General features: G+C 34.6%; 19 protein-coding genes and 2 pseudogenes. 4 read left to right on the top strand and 17 right to left on the bottom strand.

Going from position 1 to position 20,732, the window contains the following annotated elements; translation table 11 throughout:
• Window positions 1-66: 66 nt before the first annotated feature.
• Window positions 67-699, top strand: a complete 633-nt coding sequence (locus NSS97_RS11930) for a LysE family translocator (protein WP_107887483.1) — start codon at window positions 67-69, stop codon at window positions 697-699.
• A gap of 106 nt (window positions 700-805) precedes the next feature.
• Here the strand turns inward: NSS97_RS11930 and NSS97_RS11925 are convergent, their stop codons facing one another.
• From NSS97_RS11925 to NSS97_RS11890, 8 genes and pseudogenes are all read right to left on the bottom strand, one after another.
• Window positions 806-2,266, bottom strand: coding sequence for a CoA-acylating methylmalonate-semialdehyde dehydrogenase (locus tag NSS97_RS11925; protein WP_002127280.1), 1,461 nt, complete (start codon window positions 2,264-2,266; stop codon window positions 806-808).
• Window positions 2,267-2,305: 39 nt separating this feature from the next.
• Window positions 2,306-3,196 carry an NAD(P)-dependent oxidoreductase gene (locus tag NSS97_RS11920; RefSeq protein ID WP_002012741.1) on the bottom strand — a complete coding sequence of 297 codons (891 nt, stop codon included), beginning with the start codon at window positions 3,194-3,196 and terminating at the stop codon, window positions 2,306-2,308.
• A gap of 16 nt (window positions 3,197-3,212) precedes the next feature.
• Entirely contained in the window at window positions 3,213-4,922 is a 1,710-nt protein-coding gene (locus NSS97_RS11915) for an acyl-CoA dehydrogenase family protein (RefSeq protein WP_044439787.1), read from the bottom strand.
• Window positions 4,923-5,077: 155 nt separating this feature from the next.
• Window positions 5,078-5,986, bottom strand: coding sequence for a methylisocitrate lyase (gene prpB, locus NSS97_RS11910; RefSeq protein WP_002168448.1), 909 nt, complete (start codon window positions 5,984-5,986; stop codon window positions 5,078-5,080).
• An 18-nt stretch (window positions 5,987-6,004) separates the two neighbouring features.
• The gene (prpD, locus tag NSS97_RS11905; protein ID WP_002085755.1) at window positions 6,005-7,441 is read right to left on the bottom strand and encodes a 2-methylcitrate dehydratase; all 1,437 of its coding nucleotides are present in this window, start codon (window positions 7,439-7,441) and stop codon (window positions 6,005-6,007) included.
• Window positions 7,442-7,539: 98 nt separating this feature from the next.
• Entirely contained in the window at window positions 7,540-8,661 is a 1,122-nt protein-coding gene (mmgD, locus tag NSS97_RS11900) for a citrate synthase (protein WP_341112620.1), read from the bottom strand.
• Window positions 8,662-9,076: 415 nt separating this feature from the next.
• A pseudogene (locus NSS97_RS11895) lies at window positions 9,077-9,348 on the bottom strand (HesB/YadR/YfhF family protein).
• Between the two features lie 15 nt (window positions 9,349-9,363).
• A complete protein-coding gene (locus NSS97_RS11890) occupies window positions 9,364-10,509 on the bottom strand; it encodes an MFS transporter (RefSeq protein ID WP_016094095.1) in 1,146 nt (381 codons plus the stop codon).
• Window positions 10,510-10,744: 235 nt separating this feature from the next.
• Here NSS97_RS11890 and NSS97_RS11885 point away from each other — a divergent pair, with 235 nt between their 5' ends.
• Entirely contained in the window at window positions 10,745-11,023 is a 279-nt protein-coding gene (locus NSS97_RS11885) for a hypothetical protein (RefSeq protein WP_107887481.1), read from the top strand.
• An 81-nt stretch (window positions 11,024-11,104) separates the two neighbouring features.
• On the opposite strand, the gene NSS97_RS11880 is transcribed toward NSS97_RS11885, so the two are convergent.
• On the bottom strand, window positions 11,105-13,624 hold the full coding sequence (locus tag NSS97_RS11880) for a PBP1A family penicillin-binding protein (RefSeq protein WP_044439793.1): 2,520 nt from the start codon (window positions 13,622-13,624) through the stop codon (window positions 11,105-11,107).
• 466 nt (window positions 13,625-14,090) lie between these two features.
• Here NSS97_RS11880 and NSS97_RS11875 point away from each other — a divergent pair, with 466 nt between their 5' ends.
• Window positions 14,091-14,300, top strand: coding sequence for a KTSC domain-containing protein (locus NSS97_RS11875; RefSeq protein WP_002085762.1), 210 nt, complete (start codon window positions 14,091-14,093; stop codon window positions 14,298-14,300).
• A 67-nt stretch (window positions 14,301-14,367) separates the two neighbouring features.
• Here the strand turns inward: NSS97_RS11875 and NSS97_RS11870 are convergent, their stop codons facing one another.
• The 4 genes from NSS97_RS11870 to NSS97_RS11855 all read right to left on the bottom strand — a co-directional run bounded on the left by NSS97_RS11870 (window position 14,368) and on the right by NSS97_RS11855 (window position 17,073).
• Entirely contained in the window at window positions 14,368-14,580 is a 213-nt protein-coding gene (locus tag NSS97_RS11870; protein ID WP_002085763.1) for a YqaE/Pmp3 family membrane protein, read from the bottom strand.
• A gap of 300 nt (window positions 14,581-14,880) precedes the next feature.
• Window positions 14,881-15,540, bottom strand: a complete 660-nt coding sequence (locus tag NSS97_RS11865; protein WP_044441165.1) for a DUF6944 family repetitive protein — start codon at window positions 15,538-15,540, stop codon at window positions 14,881-14,883.
• Between the two features lie 158 nt (window positions 15,541-15,698).
• Entirely contained in the window at window positions 15,699-16,409 is a 711-nt protein-coding gene (locus NSS97_RS11860; protein ID WP_002085764.1) for an SDR family oxidoreductase, read from the bottom strand.
• 325 nt (window positions 16,410-16,734) lie between these two features.
• A complete protein-coding gene (locus NSS97_RS11855; protein WP_341112616.1) occupies window positions 16,735-17,073 on the bottom strand; it encodes a hypothetical protein in 339 nt (112 codons plus the stop codon).
• A gap of 212 nt (window positions 17,074-17,285) precedes the next feature.
• On the opposite strand from NSS97_RS11855, the gene gerPF reads away from it, so the two are divergent.
• Entirely contained in the window at window positions 17,286-17,501 is a 216-nt protein-coding gene (gene gerPF / locus NSS97_RS11850; protein WP_001141569.1) for a spore germination protein GerPF, read from the top strand.
• A 285-nt stretch (window positions 17,502-17,786) separates the two neighbouring features.
• Here the strand turns inward: gerPF and NSS97_RS11845 are convergent, their stop codons facing one another.
• From NSS97_RS11845 to NSS97_RS11830, 4 genes and pseudogenes are all read right to left on the bottom strand, one after another.
• Window positions 17,787-18,122 (bottom strand): YolD-like family protein, encoded by a 336-nt coding sequence (locus NSS97_RS11845; RefSeq protein WP_002085766.1) that lies wholly within the window; start codon window positions 18,120-18,122, stop codon window positions 17,787-17,789.
• A 110-nt stretch (window positions 18,123-18,232) separates the two neighbouring features.
• A pseudogene (locus NSS97_RS11840) lies at window positions 18,233-18,505 on the bottom strand (zinc ribbon domain-containing protein); the annotation flags it as partial.
• Between the two features lie 565 nt (window positions 18,506-19,070).
• Window positions 19,071-19,292: a hypothetical protein gene (locus tag NSS97_RS11835; RefSeq protein ID WP_002012623.1), complete on the bottom strand. Its 222-nt coding sequence runs from the start codon at window positions 19,290-19,292 to the stop codon at window positions 19,071-19,073.
• 575 nt (window positions 19,293-19,867) lie between these two features.
• A complete protein-coding gene (locus tag NSS97_RS11830) occupies window positions 19,868-20,719 on the bottom strand; it encodes a peptidylprolyl isomerase PrsA (RefSeq protein WP_341112613.1) in 852 nt (283 codons plus the stop codon).
• Window positions 20,720-20,732: the final 13 nt, after the last annotated feature.

Raw genomic sequence — 20,732 nt, 5'->3', positions numbered from 1 at the left:
AACTAAAATGTATGTTAAACTAACGTTAATCGAATTTTCTAAAAACAACAAAGGAAGGCGGATAACATTATGGAAAATTTTTTTCTGTTTATTATTATGTCTATATGTCTTATTATTCTACCCGGTCCTGATACAGCAATGGCTACGAAAAACACATTGATTGCCGGCAAAATCGGCGGCGTAAAAACTGTTTTTGGTACTTGTGTTGCGCTTTTAATTCACACTTTAGCTGCTGTAATTGGTCTTTCAGCACTTATTGTAAAGTCTGCTCTTTTATTTTCTATTTTTAAATATGTTGGTGCTGTATATTTAGTCTATATTGGTATTAAAGCCCTTTTAGCAGTAAGAAATACAGAAGACTTAAATACAAATGACGTTCCAATAAATAATGACGATAAACATACTTCTTGCTTTCGCCAAGGGTTTCTTACAAATTTACTAAACCCTAAGGTTGCAGTCTTCTTTTTAACTTTTTTACCACAGTTTTTAAATCCAAATCATAATACATTTATACAACTTCTCGTTATGGGACTTACTTATCTCATTTTAACAGTCATTTGGTTTGCTTTTTATATATTTTTAATTGATAAAATTAGTGCTTTTATGAAAAAACCGAAGACACAACGTTATATTCAAGGGATTACAGGAATCGTCTTAATTGGGTTTGGTATTAAATTAGCCTTTGAAAGAAATAGTTAACACAATACAAACGAAAATACACTACTCCATTATGAGTAGTGTATTTTCGTTTGTATTATTTTTATAATGAGTGGGAATGCCCCCCACTCATTACCATTTCACTTTATTAAAACCAGCGCTCAGTTACAACTTTTTTACGTGTATAAAATTGGACGCCATCCGTACCATTTGTACCAAGATCTCCAAAGAATGAAGCTTTGTTTCCTGCAAATGCGAAGAATGCCATTGGTGCTGGAACATTAACGTTTACACCAATCATACCAGCATCAATATTGTCTCGGAATGTTTGTGCATGTTTTCCATTTGATGTATAAATAACAGCACCATTCGCAAATTTCGATTGATTTGTCAGCTTAATACCTTCTTCTAAATCTTTTACTCTTACAATACTTAATACCGGAGCGAAAATTTCATCTTGCCAAATTTTCATTTCTTGATTTACACCATCAAAGATTGTTGCACCAACAAAGTAACCTTCTCCAACTTCTTCATTGATTTTACGGCCATCTACTAGTAAAGTTGCTCCATCTGCTACACCACTATTAATATAGCCTAAAACACGTTCTTTATGAGATTCACGGATTAATGGTCCAACATAATTATCTTCGTTGAAACCGTCACCTACTTTTAACTTCTTCGTTTCCGCTACTAATACATCAATGAATTCATCAGCAATTTCATCAACTACTGCTACTACTGAACATGCCATGCAGCGCTCTCCACTACTTGCAAACGCAGAACCAATTACACCTTGTACTGTTTTCTCAAGGTTGCAATCTGGCATAACAACTGCATGGTTTTTCGCACCTGCTAACGCTTGTACACGTTTACCATTTTTTGTACCAGTTTCATATACGTAGCGTGCCACTGGCTCAGAGCCAACAAACGAAACTGCTTGAATATCTTTATTTTCTAAAATACTATTTACAACATCTTTTCCGCCTTGTACTAAATTTAATACCCCTTTTGGAAAACCAGCTTCATAGAATAACTCTACAAGTCGCTCAGCTAAAAGTGGCGTTCTTTCAGATGTTTTTAATACGAATGTATTACCGCAAGCAATTGCAAGTGGGAACATCCATAATGGAATCATCATCGGGAAGTTAAACGGTGTAATACCAGCAACAACTCCGATTGGGTAGCGCCAAATCGATCCATCAATTCCACTAGCAATATTCGGAAGAGCTTGTCCCATCATTAAATTTGGTGCTGATGTTGCAAGTTCTACCGCTTCAATACCACGCTGTACTTCACCAGTTGCATCCGTTAGCGTTTTACCGTTTTCTAGCGTAATGATTTTTGCAAGCTCATCTTTATTTTCTTGTAACAGTTGTAGATATTTGTATAGTTGTCTTGAACGATTTGGAACTGGCACTTTAGACCATGTTTTGTATGCCGCTTTTGCCGCTTCAACAGCTTTTTCAACATCTTCTTTTGGAGAAAGTGGAACGTAAGCGATGATTTTTCCAGTTGCCGGATTCGGAACCGCTTCTACTTCCGTACCAGTAGATTCTACCCATTCGCCATTAATATGATTTTTCACTCGTTTAATTTCAGTTGTAATCATTATATTCTCTCCTTTTTTATCATGGTTTTTATAAGTGCACTATTTTTGATTAGAAATTAATTGTTCGCTAACTTTCTTATATAAAGCAGCCATATCGTTTTCACCATATCCTGCCTCACTCGCTTCTTCATATACGTTTAATAGCATCTCACTTACCGGTAAGTGAAGTTCACTTTCTTTAGCTAACTCTATCGCAAATCCTAAATCTTTCTTTAATAAATTTACAGTAAAGCCTGGCTCATAATTTTCTGATGCAATGAAACTTTTATAATTACGCTCATAAATTCTACTTTGACCGTAACTTACATTTAAAATATCAAACATTTTATCTAAATCCATATTGTTCTTTTTCGCTAATGTTAAAGCTTCACTCACACCAGCTGTATAAAAACCAATTAATAGATTATTAATTAATTTAACAGTTGTACCACTATCAATCTGCTCACTAACATGGAAAACATTCGCTCCAAGTACTTCCATGACAGATTCAGTTTTCTCATATACTTCTTTCGATCCACCAACCATAAACGTTAATGTACGGTTTTCTGCACCAATTACCCCACCGCTAACAGGTGCTGCTAAAAAGTCTACTTTCTTTTCCTTCGCCGATTCCTCTAATTGTTTGTTTAATTGTGGAGATACTGTACTTGTATCAATTAAAGCTACATTCGAGTGACTATTTTCAAATAATCCTTCTTCCCCAAAATATACCGCTTCCACAGCACGAGGTGAAGGCAAACTTGTAAAAATCACATCGCATGTCTCTGCTAGTTTTGAGATTGATAGGCCGATAATTCCTCCTTCTTTTTCAAAGGAAGCTTCCGCCTCTTTATTCAAGTCCACTCCATATACTGTGTAGCTAGATTTAACTAAATTTTTAGACATTGGAAGACCCATGTTACCTAAACCGATAAAACCAATCTTTTTCATATCACTTTCCTCCTATTTACACAATATATTTCCCGCGATTTATAATAACTTTCGCAATATCTCTCTTTTTCGTAAATAAGTTTGAGTATAATGGCACTAATAATTGACGGATTTCAGCTAATATTTCTTGTCTATTTTGTTCTTCTGTGACAGCTGCTGAAAGAATGGAAATCGCAGCTTCTTCTACTTTACGATATCCTTCTTCACAAATAACACCTGTTATCATTTGCTTCGTACGCTCTTTTTCCTCACCATTTTTACTAACTGCTTTCCTCGTACGTAAAAATGCTGATTCCATGACGTACACGTCCGTCAACATATTTGATAATACGCGTGAATATTCTTGCTCTTGCTCAATTTTTAAACCTGGAGTTTTAGAGAGCGTTTTCAAAGATTGTTTCAACAATTTTTTCGCTAATAAAATGTAACGATGGTTTCTTTCTACATTTGCCACATCAATTTCTACTTCAGCATCTTCTATTTGCTCGATTTGCTTCATTAACATTTTTGCAACTGTTAATCTATTAATTTCATTCGTTCCTTCAAAAATACGACTAATTCTAGCATCACGATATAATCGTTCTACTTCGTATTCTTGCATATAACCGTAACCACCATGAATTTGTACAGCTTCATCTACGATATAAGCAAGTGTTTCAGAAGCGTTTACTTTATTCAGTGCACATTCAATTGCAAATTGGGACATTTTTTTCATAAGATCTTCATCACTCTCATGAATTGCTTCATCAATTACACCCGCTGTACGGTAAGCTGCACTTTCTGCTCCATATGTAGAAATAATCATATTGGCAATTTTCTCTTGAATCATCGTAAAATCTACTAATTCCGTTTGGAACTGTTTTCGCTCTTTTCCATATTGAACTGATAAACCGATTGCTTGTTTGGCTGTTCCAATATTTCCAAAAGCAAGTTTTAGTCTAGCGAAGTTAAGAATATTAAGAGCTACGTGATGCCCTTTCCCAACTTCCCCTAAAATATTTTCAGCAGGGATGACAACATCTTCTAAAATAAGCGTCGCTGTTGAAGATCCTTTAATCCCCATCTTCTTTTCTTCTAATCCTATTGATACACCTTCACATGTTCTTTCGACAATAAACGCTGTCATTCCTTTATTTGTCTTCGCAAAAACAACGTATACATCTGCCATATGAGCATTTGTAATCCACTGCTTCTCACCATTCAACTTCCAAGCAGTACCATCTTCATTCAATACTGCACTCGTTTTTGCACTTAATGCATCAGAACCAGCATTTGGCTCAGTTAAAGCATAAGCCCCAATCCATTCTCCCGATGCGATTTTCGGTAAATATTTTTCTTTCTGTTCTTTCGTTCCATAATATATGTAAGGCAATGTACCTACACCGGCGTGTATATTAAAAGAAACGCTAAATGCACCAGCGTAACCCATTTTCTCTGCTACAAGACCTGAGACAGCCTTTCCTAACTCGAATCCGCCATAATCTTCTGGTACCTCAATGCCTAATAATCCAAGTTCACCAGCTTTCTCAAATAATTGGCGAGAAACTTTATAGTTATGTTGTTCAATATTCTCAATTTGCGGGACAATTTCTTGTTTAACGAATTGTTCTGTCGTTTTTGCAATTAAATCTTCATCCCCTGAAAAATCTTCTGGTGTAAAGAAAGTATTATTCACATCTTTATTGAGTGAAAAAAATTCATCCCATGGTAACTTCGTTTTCTCCATCTGAATCCCCCTATCATTTCGGCCTTCGTTGATCTTTGCATATGCTCGTCTACGATGAGTGGAATATCTTATTATGGAAAACAGAAGGCGATGATTTTTCACATCAAGCAGTTCGTTTTGCCAAAGATGTATTTTCATCGCCTAAATACTTCTACCTATTGATCTTCAGATAATACTGTTTTTGCAATTCCAGTATCTAACTCTTCAAAGTCATGATATGAAATTGTTTCATATAATTCACTTCTCGTTTGCATATTAGAAAGTGCATCTTTTTGAGAACCTGTTTCCTTAATTAGCGTAAACACATTCTCATATGCTTTTGCAGCAACACGAAGTGAAGTTACAGGATAAATTACCATTTGGAAGCCCATATTCGCAAATTCCTCTGCACTATAATATGGTGTTTTTCCGAACTCAGTCATATTTGCTAGTAAAGGTGCATTCACTTTGCTAGTAAATAAACGAAATTCTTCTTCCGATTGAAGCGCTTCTGGGAATATTGCATCTGCCCCTGCTTTTACATATGCATTCGCTCTTTCAATCGCTGCATCTAATCCTTCCACGCCGCGAGCATCTGTGCGTGCTACAATATATAAACTTGGCGCAACTTCTTTAATCGCTTTAATTTTTTGAACTAATTCTTCTGTAGTAACAAGTTTCTTACCATTTAAATGTCCACATTTCTTTGGTAATTGTTGATCTTCAATCTGAACAGCCGCAACTTTCGCTTCCACCATTTCTACAGCTGTTCTCGCTACGTTTAGTACTCCACCAAATCCTGTATCAATATCAACAAGAACTGGTAAATCTGTAGCTCTAACTAGATCCCTTGCTCTCTCTGCTACTTCAGTAGACGTCACGATTCCTAAATCTGGTAGTCCTTTACTTGCAGTGTAAGCAGCTCCCGATAAATATAGAGCTGAAAAACCTGTATTTTTCGCAACAAGAGCCGCCATTGCATCATGAGCACCCGGAATTTGCAAAATTTCATTTGCTTCTACTAAAGCTCGGAAGCGATTCGTAAGCTCCTCTTGTGTCGACTGTTTATTCACAACCCAAGCCATTCTAAATTCCCCCTATTATTAAATTAAGAATAGATCTACAAATTCGTTTACATTCATATTTTCTAGTTTTTCTTCATTTAGACAAGCTTCATGGATTTTTTCTTGTTGCTTACTAGAATAATGACCTGCCATATTTGCAGTGAATTTTCGAACAACTTTTGGAATTGCTTCGTCTCTACGGAAACGGTGGCCAAGTGGGTATTCACATTCCACATTTTCTGTTACAGTACCATCTTTAAAATGAACTTGAACAGCATTGGCGATTGAGCGCTTGTTCGGGTCAAGGTAATCTAAACTGTACTGTTTATTTTCAACAACAACCATCTTATTACGTAATTCATCTACACGTGGATCATTCGCTACTACATCCTCATAATCATCCGCAACGATATCTCCTTTTAATAAACCTATTGCCGTAATGTATTGTAGGCAGTGATCGCGATCAGCTGGGTTATTTAATGGACCTTCTTTATCGATAATACGAATTGCTGACTCATGAGTTGTAATTGTAATACGATCAATTTCATCTAATCTTTCTTTAAGTTCCGGATGTAATTTCACTGCACATTCTGCAGCTGTTTGTGCATGGAATTCTGCTGGGAATGACACTTTGAATAATACATTTTCCATTACATAAGATTCTAGCGGTCTTGCTAATTTTAATTCTTGCTTGTTAAATAACACATCTTGGAATCCCCATCCTGGTGCAGATAATGCCGTTGGGTAACCCATTTCACCTTTTAATGCAGTCATTGCGAGATGAACACCGCGGCTCGTCGCATCACCTGCTGCCCATGATTTACGTGAACCTGTATTTGGAGCATGACGATATGTACGAAGACTAGAATTATCAATCCACGCATGTGATAATGCATTAAAGATTTCCTCACGCGTTCCGCCAAGCATTTTTGCAACTACTGCAGTTGTTGCTACTTTTACGTATAATACGTGATCAAGACCAACACGGTTTAAGCTGTTTTCTAAAGCAAGTACACCTTGAATTTCATGTGCTTTAATCATCATTTCTAGTACTTCACGTACTTTTAATGGTTCTTTTCCTTCTGAAATACGAACGCGGCTAATATAATCTGCAACTGCTAAAATTCCGCCTAAGTTATCAGATGGATGTCCCCACTCTGCTGCAAGCCAAGTATCGTTATAGTCTAACCAACGGATCATACATCCGATATTAAATGCGCCTTTTACTGGATCTAGCACATAAGATGTTCCTGGTACACGTGTACCATTTGGCACGATTGTTCCTGGTACAACTGGTCCTAATAATTTCGTACACTCTGGGTATTGTAGTGCTAAAATTCCACATCCAAGTGTATCAAGTAATACGTAGCGAGCCGTACTAAATGCCTCTGCACTTGTAACCTCTTTATTTAATACATAGTCCGTAATTTCTTCTAATAATGCATCTTTTTGTTTAATTTCATTTGTTTTAATCATGCTATTCTTCCCTTTCTGTCGAAAATTCGTTATTATTAATGATGGGTGTCGGTCAAACACCCATCTGGCGGGCGGCGCTAACAACTCCCCAGTTGTTTTTATTTACTAAATGCATGTCGCTCGCCAATATAATTTACACGTGGACGGAACAAACGATTGTTCGCATGTTGCTCAATTACGTGTGCACATAGCCCTACTGTTCTAGAACTAAAGAAGATTGGTGTGTAAAGTTGAATTGGAATACCAAGCATCCAATATACTGGAGCAGCATAATAATCAAGATTCGGATAAATTCCTTTTTCCTTCTCCATAATTTTTTCTCCAGCTTCACACATTTCATATAGTGTATAATCGCCTTTCACATCACATAACTGCTTTAATGCTTCCTTCATCATAAGTGCTCTTGGATCCATCTTTTTCATATAAACACGGTGTCCAAAGCCCATAATTTTTTCTTTGTTATATAGTTTCTTCTGTAATAACTCTTCAAATTTCTCAACATTACCAGCTTCTAAAAGCATGTACATAACCGCTTCATTCGCACCGCCATGAAGACTTCCTTTTAAGGATGCAACTGCTCCTGTTAAAGCGCCGTATAAGTCGGATTGCGTTGATGCAATAACGCGTGCTGTAAATGTAGAGTTTGGCATTTCATGTTCACTATATAAAACAAGGGAACGATCAAAGATTTTCTCTTCAAGTTCACTTGGTTTCTTTCCAGTTAACATATAGAAGAAATTCGCACTATATGACAATTCTTGAAGAGGCTCAATTGGTTCCTCATTATTTAAAATATGGTAGCTATTCGCTACAATATTTGGCACTTTACTTAAAAGCTTGTATCCTCGACTTTTATTCACTTCTAACGAGCGGTTTTCGATATCACTATCGTAACCAGCTAATGCAGACACACCTGTACGTAGCCCATCCATAGGATGCGTTTCCTTAGGCAATGCCTTTAGAACATTGAATACACCTTCTGGCACTGCATATTCTTCTTTTAATTTCTTTTCAATTGTTGCTTTCTCATCCTCATTCGGTAAACGTTCTTCTAATAAAAGGTGCACAATGTCTAAATACTCTTTTGTTTTTGAGAGTTCGATTAAATCATACCCTTGAATTACAATTTCACCTTTTACTGTGTCAAGAAACGAAATTTTCGTTTCCGCTGCTACTACACCATCTAATCCCGGGGAAAATTTTTCTTCAGCTTTCATCATTATTTCCTCCAATCCTAATAGATCTTCGTGCACATAACTGTAAGCCTTTACAATAATATGAAACTACATTTCTATTTCAATGTATCAGAGTTTTTAGAAGATTTCAATTTATTTTATAATGATAAGTTTCCTATACTTTTACCGATGTAATAATACAATTTTTCAAAAATAACTTTCATCTTTTATAAAGAAAGGACAGACATCCTTTTACAATGTTTTAAAACGAAATATAACAATTATCCATATAATCCCACTAAATATACCTTTAATCCCTTTTTCTTCAGCAAACATAAAAAACCGAGCTGCACTCATGCACAGCTCGGTTTTTTATAATATTTATTTCATATTCTCATAAATATAATTCTTATATAAAATTTATTTATTTTTAATAAAATTATTATTTTACATAATTAAATTAAATTTCTTCCGTTTCTTTACGATAGCTTACAACTAATTCATAGTTTTGAAAGTACGAAAGATTATCAAAATCTATAAAAATGAACTACCGTCTTTCTCAACTGACACTATTTCCCGAACTGATTTCTCAGAAACAATCCCTAAAGAATATCCGGGCTGAATTGAGCTATTTCCTCCGTACCTTACAATACATCAAATAGATTCATCATGCTTTATACGTAATTCTTCCTTAAAGCATCGTCGAGCATCATGTTCAATTGAAATTTTCATCTTCGCTCTTCCTGTTTACGCAAAATCTTTTTTGCCTAATCGTTGTTTTACAAAAATGACAAATATAATTAAAGCTATTAATCCTGAAATTGCACTACCTGCGAATAAAATACGGTAACCAAACATTTGTGAAACAACTCCAAGTAAAATCGCACCTAATCCAATCCCTAAATCAAAAGCGGTAAAGAATGAAGCGTTAGCAACTCCTCTTTTACTAGGATCAACAATTGTCAGCATCGCTGCTTGTAAAGCGGGCTGTGCTGAACCGAATCCAACACCATATAATGCCGCTGCAATCATTACACCTATCAAACCATTTGAAATCGTTAGTACAACTATCGCTAAAATAGTAATACATAGTGCCGGAAGTATGATAAAAACTTCTCCATACTTATCTAATAGTTTTCCTGAAATAGGTCGTACAATTGTTAAAGCAATTGCATATACAAGAAAGAATGTCCCAGGATTCACATCAATTGATGACGCGAATAACGGTAAAAATGTTGTTATTCCTCCATATGCAAATGATAAAAAGAAAACAACAACCGTTATTGATAAAACGGATTTTTCAAACAGCTGAATTTTCCCTTTTTCTTTTTGTGGCGTGAATGGCATTTTCGTTATTAACGATAATACGACTGCCATAAAGGATAAAAGAGTTGCTAACAAGAATAGACCATGAAATGAATAATTTTGTACAACCCATAATCCAATCATCGGGCCAATTGCCATCGCGATTGTCATCGCCATGCCATACCAGCCCATCCCTTCACCACGACGTGAATCTGGAATAATATCAGTTATCGCTGTTCCAACTGCTGTTGTAGAAACAGCCCACGTCACTCCGTGAATAACGCGTAAAACAGCTAAAAGGACAATAGTCGATGCTAAATTATACGAATACATCGTTATCCCAAAAAATATGAGTCCGAAAATAATAAAAGATCTTCTACCATATTGATCTAACATACCTCCAATAATCGGTCGTATTACAACTGCCGCTATTGTAAACATTCCCATCATCAGTCCAACTTGCGATTCATTTCCACCAATCTCTTTAATAAAGAGCGGGAGCGTTGGAACAAGTAAATAAAACCCCGTAAATAAAAATAACATCGCGATAGTCATTTGTATAAATGATTTCGTCCATAATCGTTCCATTAAAATCCCTCCATAAACACGTAAAATATTACAATCAACACATCAATTGTATATTTTTCATGTTCCCTTGCCCTCCGCTAATAGACGTATCTTTTCATAATAAATGGTCTACCATCAATTTAAGTTGGTCTTACGACTTTATGCCTATGTTTTAAGCAAAAAACCTATATATGTACCTTTATATGTTCTAGAAGAATATACTATTTTATTATTAAACTTAGGAGTGATCGTTTTCATGTGGGTATCACCAAGAATAACCGCCGTTGTCCCATCAGCTCCCTCAATACATGTTCCTGCCGTTCATACAGCTAGTTCTGATGTTGGTATCGAACTTCCTGCCGTTTGGCAACAATATCAATCGACTGACCAAGTCACCCCTTCATTTTGGCATCATGGTACACACCCTAGTAGTACTACTTTTTATAGCCCTAGTTATCCAATACCTCCGACTCAAATTTTTTATCATTTCCCATCAATTTACTTTCAAAATTTCTATGGTACTTTTAACATTTAAAAATAATATTAATTTTTATAATATAAAAAGCACCAAAGAAACCGTTTTATCGGTACCTTTGGTGCTTTTTAAATGCATTATTTATTGTCCATTATCGGAAGGAGCCTCTCCTGTGTTCCCGCCAGTAGTTGGTGGGGTTGGAGTTTCTTGGCCACCTCCAGTGGTTGGTGGATTTGGAGTTCCTTGGCCACCTCCAGTGGTTGGTGGATTTGGAGTTCCTTGGCCACCTCCAGTGGTTGGCGGATTTGGAGTTCCTTGACCACCTCCAGTGGTTGGTGGATTTGGAGTTCCTTGGCCACCTCCAGTGGTTGGTGGATTTGGAGTTCCTTGGCCGCCTCCATTAGTTGGTGGATTTGGAGTTCCTTGACCATTTCCATTGTTTTGTTCATTTTGCTTATTCTGTTCATCTTGTTTCTTTTGCTCTTCTTGCTTCTTAAGCTCTTCTTGCTTCTTAAGTTCATCTTGTTTCTTTTGCTCTTCTTGTTTCTTAAGTTCTTCCTGTTTCTTTAATTCCTCTTGATTTTTCTCTTCTTCAGTTTTTTGCTGTTGATCTTGTTTTGGTTGTTCCGTTGTATCCGGTACGCTAGTATTTGGAGATGAATCACGTTTTTCACCTTTTATACGCAATTCACTACCTTCTTGAATAACACTACTTGGCATTTTAAAGCGTGATTTATCTGTAGCCATCTTGATCATCATTTCTTTAAAGATCAACTGTGCAATTTTCGTATTTTTACTACTAATATACTCGTCTTTACCATCTTTCGTATATCCAGTCCATACTGCCATCGTATATTGCGGTGTATATCCTGCAAACCAACTATCACGAGTTGCACTTTCTGGAATTCCATATTGTGCTAGTTGTTTTGAAGAATAGTTAGTTGTACCTGTTTTACCAGCTACATCTAAAGAGGCCACATTTGCCGATGTACCAGTACCTGATGTAACTACAGAACGAAGCATATCAGTAATCATATATGCTGTAGAATCCGCCATAACTGGTTTTGGTTTTTGTCCAAAACTTTGTGACTTGCCGTCTGGATAAACTACTTTCTTAACAAAATGCGGCTTCGTATACTTACCGTCATTCCCAAATGCCGCATAAGCACCTGCAATTTCAGTTGGTGACGCTTCATTTGTACCGATCGCTGTTGATTCTGTCGGTGCTACATTAAATGTAATACCTAATTTCTCAGAGAACTCTTTCGATTTACTAATACCTACCTCTTTAGCTGTTTTAATAGCTGGGATATTACGTGACTTTGTTAGTGCTTCACGCATTGAGATTGGCCCTAAATGACTTCTATCTGCATTTCTCACTTCTTGGCCAGTTGAATACTTAAATGGAGAGTCATCGATTTGATGATACGTAGCCCATTTTAAATATTCAATAGCCGGTGCATAATCAAAGATTGGCTTCATCGTTGAACCAGCTGCACGATCTAATTCAATCGCCATATTATGTCCTTTAAATACTGCTTTATTTTCACCGCGCCCACTACCTATAGCGCGAACTTCTCCAGTTTTCGTATCCATAAATGTGAAAGCACCTTGGAACTTATCGTTTGGATAATTAATAATATTTGCATTTAAAAGCTGATCAGCAAAATCTTGCGCTTTTGGATCCAAAGTTGTATAAATTTCTAAACCGTCAGATCCAATATTAACATCTGGTATTTCTTTTTCTACTTCTTTCACAACTGCATCCATAAATGCAGTATGTGGCATCGCTTGTAGTTCAGCTGCACTCTTAATATTTTTATCCACTGGTACTTTCGATGCTTCTTCCATTTCTGCCTTTGTAATATAACCATGTCGATTCATTAACCCTAGTACAGTATTTCTTCTTTCTGTTGCCCTTTGAACATTTTCTTTTTTCGTTGGGTCATAGTTATTCGGTGCTTTTGGTAAACCGGCAAGCATCGCAACTTCTGGTAATGTTAAATCTTTCAATTCTTTACCGTAGTAGTTTTGTGCTGCTGTTGCGATTCCATATGAACGATTACCTAAATTAATTTTATTTAAATACATCTCTAAAATTTCATGTTTTGAATACTGTTGTTCTAACTTATACGCTAAATATATTTCCTGAACTTTACGTTTTGATGTTTTTTCCATCGATAAGAAGTAGTTTTTAATAACTTGCTGCGTTATCGTACTACCACCTTGAGAGCCATAATCTCCCTTAAGACTAACTAAAACTGCACGAGCAGTACCTTTAAAATCTACTCCGCTATGCTCATAAAAACGCGAATCTTCTGTTGCTAAAAATGCATTTTCTACCAATTTAGGGATTTGATCATACGTAACATTCGTCCGCTTTTCTTTCCCATATTCATATACCAAATTCCCGTCTTTATCATAAATTTTTGAGGATAACGGATTAACAAGTTTTGCTTTCTCAAGTTTTGGTGCATCCTTAATCATTACGAAAAAGGTAGCAACCCCTGCCACTAAACCTACAATACCAAGTAGTAAACAACTGATTAAAAATTTACGAAAAAACGATGTTTTACCTTTTGGTTTTGTTTTTTTAGAAGCTGGCTGTTTTTTCTTTTGAACTTGTCGTCGCTCCTCTCGAGAACGATAATTTTCTGACATGTTACTTTCTCCTGCCTTTCAATTCTCCCGTTGATTTACTTGAAAATATTGAGGTCACTTTCCCAAATACATTTAATCAAGAAAGTATATTGACCTGGAGCATTCAATATTTTCCCAATTCACAGATTATACATTTTAGAATACTTCTTATACAAACTATTTTCACTTCTATTCTTTCTAATAATACTGCCCCTTAAAGCATAGAATGTAAGAAGTGAATTTTTAATACCTCGTATAAATAATATACCTTTTTTTCAAATGGTCAATATTTTCTTATTTATAAATCAAAGGTGAAATAAAAATAGCACAACGATATGTACTTCGTGTGAACTTCCTTATAATTACGTATAACAAACATTTAATATATTGCATATAAGTATAATACTCCTTTAATTATTAGGATTTCAACACGACAATCCCCTTCTCTACAAGAAACCATCTAAAATGAAAAATAAGGAGTTGCGTAATGATGAAGCTATCTCCCGTTATTTCAAAAAAATTAGTTGCTGTTGGCTATAATCCTTTTTCTATGATTTTACGTATTCAACTAAAGAATGGTATGTATGATTTCTTTAATGTTCCAGAAAGCATTTACACCGGTTTATTAAACGCACACTCTAAAAGTTATTATCATAATACTTATATTAAAAATTCTTACCGCTATACTAAAATTTAAACTTGATTGACATACAAAAAAGAAAGGCGAATCAAATCCCCTTTCTTTTTTGTATGTCAATCGCAATTTACCTTCTATTTCTTTTATTAATTTCATCGTACGCTTGAACTTGTTTTTTAAGTCGCCTGTCGGCTTTTTTATCATGTACGACAAGAACTGCGTGTATCGCTCCTGGAACCCAAAAAATTAAGGTTAAAATGAAATTAATAATCGCTTGAAACGGCTTTCCGCAAAATAAAACAGCTACCGGCGGAAGTAGAATTGCTAATAAGTACATCATGTCTGAAAAACTCCTTAATGTTTATTTTTCGATTCTTCCCCATCCATCTCCTATACTACCAAACCTATGAAATCATGTTATTTCTAAAAGCGTATATAAGAACTCATCATTACAAAAATCACATATAATAGTATAACTAAATGAGGAACCTCTCACTAACGTTAACAAGCTATTTTCACCTGTTCGTTTATATGTATATTCTACGCCTATATGAAAAAGCCTACAAAAACAATTAACACATCCATCTTGTCCTACTTCTAAAATTGAAATACTCCAAACTTCATTGAAATGAGTATTTCATCACCTTTTCTTAGATTCCAATCGTTGTTCCTCTACTATTTCGGTTAATCCAATTGCTGAAATTACAGTACCTATTGCCTGTATCCAAATACCTATTAGCCCTAGTATACGTTGATCTTCTTTATCTATATTACTGTCTTCTTTTCCCTTTTCTTCTTTTGGTATATTTTTAATACCTTCATATGCTTGTAATCCCGCACCTAAACTTTGCATTGAATTCCCTAATACGATAATCCACTGTATTCCATTTATCTCATTCAATGCTACTTCTACTCCTAAAAAAGCGCCAATTGATTGCAAACTATTTCCAGTAATTATAAGGAAATCATTTTCTTTCATTTGTTCATTAAGATTAAAATACGTTCCTATTACATTTGAAATATTACCTAAAGCTAATAACTCAATCCCCGTTTTCGCTAGCGCTTTATTTTTATTATCTATAGTTACCTCTTGCTTCTCACATTTATCTTCATCTTTCACATCATTAGTTGCTATAATTTGTAATATATATCCGAGAGCTTGTAATGAACTCCCTACAATAACGAGATCCGACTCAATCTTTCCTTCCCCTGCAAACCCTCTAGTTGTTCCAATTGCTGCTATAAGATTTCCTCCTACTTGAAACCAGGCACCTGTCAATTCTAAATCGCGTAGGTTCATTTCCCATCACCTATATTTAAATTTTCTAGTACATTCAAAACAAACAAATATCACCTTTAATTCATTATTCTATTTTTCATATGTAATTTTGTGCATCACCTAATGTACTAATAATACAAAAGAGCACCTTTCAGGCGCTCTTTTTGACAAGGAGTTTCTCAATGAATGTATGCCGGACATGTCAATGACTCACCGTTTTTATCTATTGATATATTTAATATATAATGAATTGCTTTATGTGACCACATTTCAGGTGTAGGAGATTCTTTTACATATTGAGGTGCACATAAGTGAAGCATTGGAGTGCTAATACTGCCACCTGGATCTAAAGCAACTACTGCCATACCATTTGGCAGTTCCATTGCCATTGACTGTGTGATACCTTCAACAGCAAACTTCGAGGCACAATATGGCGCAAGTTCAGCCTCGCCTTCTCTTCCCCAACTAGAGCTCATGTTAATAATAATTCCTTCTTTCCTAGCTATCATCGCCGGGACGAACGCCCTAATGACATTTACTACCCCGTTCACATTTACACTCATTACACTTTCAAATTCTTGTGCGGTAACTTTCCATAGAGGTGCATTTTGATTAACAATCGATGCATTATTTATTAACATATCGGGAGCCCTATACTTATTAAGAATACGACTTGCCCATTTACTAACTTGGTGATGATTTGAAACATCAATTATTTGAAAATCATGTGAAGCACCGTAATATTTATTAAGCTCTTCAATTTTATTTTTTGAGCGTCCACAACCTGCTATGTTCCACCCCAATTCATGAAACCTATCAACCATTGCACGTCCTAACCCTTGCGTTACTCCAGTAATAATTACAAGTTTCCCAATGTCGTTTCGCTCCAATTTCATCTCCTCCTTTCCATTAATATTACTCTTTTTATTCTTATTCAACTTCTCACTTAAGTATCAATTCATTTCATACTTTAGAAGTATTTTTGATATTACATATTACAAACAAAAAGAGTAACCATCATAGTTACTCTTTTTGTTTGTATCGTTATTATTTTTAAATTGTATCTTCTATTCCCTACATTTCTCACATCGATAAATATAGGTTACACCTTAATGAAAGTATATTTATGTTTACGGTTCGATTTATCCAAATACTTTTCAATCCACTTTTTCAACTTAACAGAGCCCACCTCTATCAATAAATTTCCACCTAGTCTTATAACATACTTTTATTTAAATTCTCAATCTCATTTTGCAACTTTTTAAATTGCTCAAAATGCATTGTTATAGATTGAATACTATTCCTTCCAACATTTTGCTTTACTAATAAAACGCCTGTATCGTGAAAAATTGCTTCAAGTTCTTTCCTTATAGATACTTTCGTAATATATGCGGTTTTAATTGCCGATAAAATTGCTATTTCATTAAACTTTAATTTTATTTCATTAGGACAAAATGCTTTTTCGATCAATGTGACATCATTACTATAAATATAAGCAACAAGTTTACTTGATTCTGTATCTGTTAAATCCACTGTTTTTATAACATTATCCATTACATTTTGCCTCCTTTAATTCCATATATATTAATTATTCAAATTTATTCTTTTTAAAATTCAGCTCTTCATTAATTTTAACATACTTTTTGCTCGATTGATTAAACAAAGCTTCAAACATTTTTCTATTCCGGAATATTTGTCAAATGAACCAATTAGACTATACCTTCATATAGTAATGCAAACAATTACTTATAAAGCAGGTGAAAATTATGCCCTCAGTTGTTGGGAATTTAGTTGTACAAAATAGTAACGGATCTTTTAACTTAGGTGATTTCTACAATGTTTCTCCAAAAGAGAATACGAAAGCTTATAACGGCTCTGGCGCATCTAACGTTGGTTTCGTAGTGAACACTTTTAGTGGGGTTAGCGCGACTAATACATTTGATTCTGATCTAGCAGATCAAAACCAAGTTGGTACGGCCTAACCAGATCTGTAATCATTTTTGTATAACATTTTAAAATTTGTCTATACTATACTCAGGCTGATACACAGCTATCATTGATTTTTTGAGTGCCAATCTTTTTCTCCCTTTCCCTGGGGCTAAGCAGCTAGCTTGCAGCTAGCTGCTTTTTCATTTAGTTCTTCACCTCTTCAAAAAATTTGGTTTTAACAGGTAGCCTGACTCACAGCCGAATTTTGAGGTGTGAATCTGCCTGTCCGTAAATAGCTTGATAAATTAAAGAAGCTAAACTTCAAAATTCAGCTTCTTTTAGGTTACATCAATTATGTCCATTGCAGAAAATATATATGTTTTATAAAATGCATCTGTACATTTTACAATTTGTTGAATTGGATTTATATGCACCACTGTCATATAACTCGTAAGTATGTATCCTTCTTCAAAATATGTCACTAACATCTCTTCTTCAGACAATAATGAAGTTAATAATTTGTCTGAAATGCTGTCTTTCGCTTCATTTGTTATTAGCGGTCTTTGGACTTTTAATTTCTCTCCAATAATTTTTTTCATACTTAATAATTGTTCCGACATTACTGTAAACGGAACCCACTCTCTTCCTTTTTCCTGTATCTTTACATAATTCATTTTCTTTACTCCTCAATTTTCTATATCTATCCATTCTTGAACTACCCCACTTTCACTTCGTTTAGAAGTGGGGGATTCCTAAGTAAAGAGTTCTATCGAACTCTAATTTATTAGGCTATCTCCGCAGTCCTTGTGGTTAGAAGCCTTATCGCTTCATTCTTTAGATTGATACTTGCGTTAATATCCCTATCATGATGTGTACTACAAGAAGGGCAGTCCCATTTACGTAGGTTTAGATTTTTAACGTCTTTGTTTTGATATCTACAACAAGAACATAATTGGCTTGAAGCAAATGTTTTCGATACGACAATGACTTGTTTGCCGTATCATTTTGCTTTATATTCCAACATGGTTCGAAACTGTGACCATGATACCTCACTAATTTCACTTCTAAATACACTTTATCCATCTCTTATTTATATGTAGCGTAGCTTTCCAATTCAAAACTATTTATGAATTTGTAGAAATCTCCACTTCAAAAGAACATTCGTTCTAATTATACACGAACGAACGTTCTTTCGGAAGTGCAACATGTAAATTTTTCAAACAAAATGCAACTTTAATATATGAAGTTTATTCATACTCATTTATTACTCCCTTTTATTAATCAAATTTCTTTGCACTTCCTATCGCATCATAGAATACGTGTAGCAACAATAAAAGCGACTCCACCTAATGTGAAGTCGCTTTTATTGAACTAATTATATTTCTAATTTTACTTTTCTATCCTAACTAACGTTCTTTCTGGAATACAAATTTCAGCTATATCTCATTAACCATCCTTCAACAAAAGCATACACTTTTATTATGAACGAACTCACAAAGCTTTAGAAACTTATGATGTAAAACAATTCATTCCTCATAAGTTTCATACATATCGACAATTACTACCATTTATCCTGCTATTTGTAGGCAGTAAGATTCACACTCATCAATTTTTCACTTTCTTTATTGAATATGCTTGGGTTGCATTATAATATGTAACTCTCTCTCTGTTTCTGTTTTTTTCGGATTCCGATAATATTCCAGTTTATATTCTAATACTTCATACTCAACCATCCCAATCTTTATCCCTTTTGTTTCTTTTAATACAGCTAATAGAACGCTTATATTTTCATTAGATGATTCAAAAATTTTCCCTCCGCCTTCTCTCTTAAAAATAACTTTCATATATTCTCCCCCAAATTAATTTAATAATCTAGTAAATATAAAAATATTCATCCTATTTTAATAAAGTGAAGGCTAATAATCAGTGGGGGTTTTGTCCATCACCCACTGATTATTAGCCTTCACCAATCGGGCTTTTACGAGCAGTAAGACTCCCACAAATAGCGGGATAAATAATTCTTATCATCACTAAGAACATCCTTTTGTACTAAATGTTCAACATGTCACTTCCTATAAAGTTAATTTATAATCCAATAAATATGATATGTACCATTCTTTAAATTATGTCCTCAATTCACTCTCCACGAAAATATATTTAGTTTATATTTAACAAAATTAATTAACTAAAACATTATCATTTCAACATTTTGCGAATTTAATTACTTATTCCTTTTATCTACATCCAAATTTTCCTATTGTAATTCTTAATATTTAAATGTAATATTGTATTGTCTTACTATCTATTTATAACTCACACACTAACGCGAAAAGGGAACTCTATATGAGTTCCCTTTTCTATTGAAAACAAAAAAACAGAAATATAGCATTATGCTAAATCTCTGTTTTTCTTCTAAACCTTATTTCTCATCTAAGAATTTAAATGTATCTTTAAATTCTTTATCTGTTACTTTAATATCTGCTTCTTTCAATAGATCATCGATTACTTGTTGTTTCCATTTACCTGTCGCATCTTGCAGTCTTTGTTGTTCTAAATCTTTTCGAATCGTATCTTTTACTTCATCAAATGGTTTCAATTCTTTTTTATCCGTCACTTTTATTATATGATAACCATAAGATGTTTTTATTGGCTCACTTACTTGTCCTGCATCTAATTTATACGCAGCTTCCTCAAACTCTTTCACAGTTTGACCAGGAGCAAAACCAGCTATTTCTCCGCCCTGTTCCTTTGAACCAGTATCTTCCGAATACTGTTTCGCTAAAGCAGTAAAATCTTCACCATTATTTATTTTCTCTTTTACTTCTTTCGCAGTTTTTTCATCTTTTACTAAAATGTGACTTACCTTCATTTCAGGTTTATGGTTATCTTTCACATCTTTATCTGTGACAGTCGCTCTAATCGCTTTCTCAAGTGCAATTTCTGGCTTCATTCTCTCTTTTAATTCATCTTCATTCTTTAATCCTACTTGCTCTAAAGCCACTTTAAACTTGTCACCCATTTGTTCCTTCGCTGCTTCTACTTGTTTTTTAGCTTCTTCATCTGAAACTTTATATTTATCTAGCAATGCCTTATTTAACATCATTTGAGATAAAGTACTTTTTCCATATGTTTGCCTTAATTCTTTACTTAACTCTTTCTCTGTCACGTTTCCTACTTTTGATGTTGCAACATTTTCTGAGGAACCACACGCAGACAATGTTAGCGCCACACATGCAATAATAGTTCCCATAAATAGCTTTTTCTTTTTCAATTCAAATACCTCA

The organism is Bacillus sp. FSL R12-0074, assembly GCF_038005725.1.
GTDB lineage: Bacteria > Bacillota > Bacilli > Bacillales > Bacillaceae_G > Bacillus_A > Bacillus_A mycoides.
The sequence above is the reverse complement of the archived record's forward strand: the minus strand, read 5'-3'. Positions and strand labels throughout refer to the sequence as shown.

Bases quoted from the DNA above. Each gene is read 5' to 3' on its own strand.
- NSS97_RS11925 (WP_002127280.1), bottom strand. From the start codon at position 2,266: ATGATTACAACTGAAATTAAACGAGTGAAAAATCATATTAATGGCGAA.
- NSS97_RS11920 (WP_002012741.1), bottom strand. From the start codon at position 3,196: ATGAAAAAGATTGGTTTTATCGGTTTAGGTAACATGGGTCTTCCAATG.
- NSS97_RS11915 (WP_044439787.1), bottom strand. From the start codon at position 4,922: ATGGAGAAAACGAAGTTACCATGGGATGAATTTTTTTCACTCAATAAA.
- prpB (WP_002168448.1), bottom strand. From the start codon at position 5,986: ATGGCTTGGGTTGTGAATAAACAGTCGACACAAGAGGAGCTTACGAAT.
- prpD (WP_002085755.1), bottom strand. From the start codon at position 7,441: ATGATTAAAACAAATGAAATTAAACAAAAAGATGCATTATTAGAAGAA.
- mmgD (WP_341112620.1), bottom strand. From the start codon at position 8,661: ATGATGAAAGCTGAAGAAAAATTTTCCCCGGGATTAGATGGTGTAGTA.
- NSS97_RS11890 (WP_016094095.1), bottom strand. From the start codon at position 10,509: ATGGAACGATTATGGACGAAATCATTTATACAAATGACTATCGCGATG.
- NSS97_RS11885 (WP_107887481.1), top strand. From the start codon at position 10,745: ATGTGGGTATCACCAAGAATAACCGCCGTTGTCCCATCAGCTCCCTCA.
- NSS97_RS11880 (WP_044439793.1), bottom strand. From the start codon at position 13,624: ATGTCAGAAAATTATCGTTCTCGAGAGGAGCGACGACAAGTTCAAAAG.
- NSS97_RS11875 (WP_002085762.1), top strand. From the start codon at position 14,091: ATGATGAAGCTATCTCCCGTTATTTCAAAAAAATTAGTTGCTGTTGGC.
- NSS97_RS11870 (WP_002085763.1), bottom strand. From the start codon at position 14,580: ATGATGTACTTATTAGCAATTCTACTTCCGCCGGTAGCTGTTTTATTT.
- NSS97_RS11865 (WP_044441165.1), bottom strand. From the start codon at position 15,540: ATGAACCTACGCGATTTAGAATTGACAGGTGCCTGGTTTCAAGTAGGA.
- NSS97_RS11855 (WP_341112616.1), bottom strand. From the start codon at position 17,073: ATGGATAATGTTATAAAAACAGTGGATTTAACAGATACAGAATCAAGT.
- gerPF (WP_001141569.1), top strand. From the start codon at position 17,286: ATGCCCTCAGTTGTTGGGAATTTAGTTGTACAAAATAGTAACGGATCT.
- NSS97_RS11845 (WP_002085766.1), bottom strand. From the start codon at position 18,122: ATGAATTATGTAAAGATACAGGAAAAAGGAAGAGAGTGGGTTCCGTTT.
- NSS97_RS11835 (WP_002012623.1), bottom strand. From the start codon at position 19,292: ATGAAAGTTATTTTTAAGAGAGAAGGCGGAGGGAAAATTTTTGAATCA.